We start from the raw sequence: 1,774 nt of genomic DNA on the forward strand, positions 1-1,774 counted from the left end.
AGGGCAAAATTGGTGGAGGCTCGAGGGTCAGTGATCTTCCCTTTTGCGACCCGAAACCTTCTAATCAAACGCCTGGGCCGAGAGGTCTATGGGTGGTTCGGCTCTGGCCTTGTGAGTGTTGTTCCAGAAGGCGATGCCGCGCAAGGGGGCATAGACCTCGAGGCTCGAGAGGGGTTGTCCACTCAGCTTGACCCGGTGAATTCGGGTGCTGCCCCGGCGGATGGCGTAGATGATATCGTCCAGCACCGCCATTTCCACCTGGCTGGTGGGGTCTTCGCCCTCGGCCACGGGCAGGGGCAGCGAAAACAGCACTTCGCCCTCGAGGGAGAGCTTGCGAATCTTCTGGCTGTCGGAGTCGTAGATTAGCAACTGGTCGTCGGGGGTCAGACCCAGGCCGCCCAACAACCGCAGCTCCTGCGACTCCCGGCTCTTGCGGAAGGCGTATCGCGAGACATACTGACCGCTGTGCTCGAGGCGCTGCACCTGGCGGTTGCCGTAGTCCAGCACAAAGATGTAGTTGCGGCTAGCCAGTATCACCCTGGGCGACTCGAAGGTGCCCCGACCCTGACCCGCGCCACCAAAACGGGTCACGGGTTTGCCTTCCAGGTCGAAGCGGGTGATGGTACAGGCCTCGCCATCCAGTACCAGCAGGCCATCAGACACCGCCGCCAGTGAAATAGGATAGAGCAACTCCCCCAGCTTCATGCCATAAGGCGCGATCGAGTGGGTAAGCTCACCCTCCACATCGAAGCGGTGCACCAGCCGCACCGCACCGCCGCCGTACTCGAAGAGGCTGATCCAGAAGCCGCTGTTCTTGTCTATCGAAATCGATAGCGGGGGCGAGGGGAACATCCCCCGCCCACTGCCCACCCCGCTCCACATCCGCATCAGGGTGCCATTCAGATCCATCAGGCGCAGGGTACCCTTTTTGGTCTCTACCGCCAGGGCCAGATAGATGGGCGCGGTGAGGCCGGGGTCTTCCTGCCACTTGCCACGCAGCACGTCCAGCACAGTTTCCAGGCCAGGGCGTTTCTCCGGGTCTTTCTCCAGCATCCGGTAGACCAGATCGGAAAGCACCTGGGGAATCTCGGGGTTGACCTGTTTAGGGGGGGCGGGCATCTGGGTGATCTGCTGGTGGATCACCGCCTCGTAGGCTCCCTGGAAGGGTGGCTGGCCGCACAGCGCCTCGTAAAATACCACCCCAAAGCTGTAGATATCGGACTTGTGGTCAATGCGCTGGCCCTTGGCCTGTTCGGGACTCATGTAGACCGGAGTGCCAATGCGGGCCCCGGTAATGGTCAGGCGGGTCAAGACCTTGCCGGCCGCAATCCCGAAGTCCATCAGGCGCACCCCACGGGGGTCTACGCTGCCATCCTCGCGCACGGCATTCTTGAGCACCATGATGTTACCGGGCTTGATATCCCGATGGATGATGCCCTGAGCGTGGATATGCTGTAGGGCCTCGGCTACCCGGCTCATCACCTCCACGATGCTCCTGGTGCTCAGGCGCTTGTTTTCGATCATGCGATCCAGACCCTCGCCATCGAGGAATTCCATGGCGATGTAATGGGTATCGCCCTGGTTGCCGTGATCGAAGACCTTGACGATGCCAGGGTGGTCGAGGTGGGCCAGCAGTTCGGCCTCGCGGTGGAAACGGCGCACAAACCGAGGGTCGCCAACGTATTTTTCCTGAGGAATCTTGAGCGCGATCAGGCGGCCATCTTTCTTGTTGCGGCCCTTGTATACCGTGGCCATGCCGCCGATGCCGACTTTT

The 1,774-nt window shown here is 61.3% G+C and carries 1 protein-coding gene; it reads right to left on the bottom strand.

The genetic code is table 11. The features are described from left to right. Nucleotides 1–60: 60 nt before the first annotated feature. Nucleotides 61–1,774 (bottom strand): protein kinase (locus Q0288_RS12535; protein WP_299430920.1); only part of this gene is annotated, 1,714 nt, incomplete at its 5' end.

It is taken from the genome of uncultured Meiothermus sp., assembly GCF_937863175.1.
Classification (GTDB): Bacteria; Deinococcota; Deinococci; order Deinococcales; family Thermaceae; genus Meiothermus.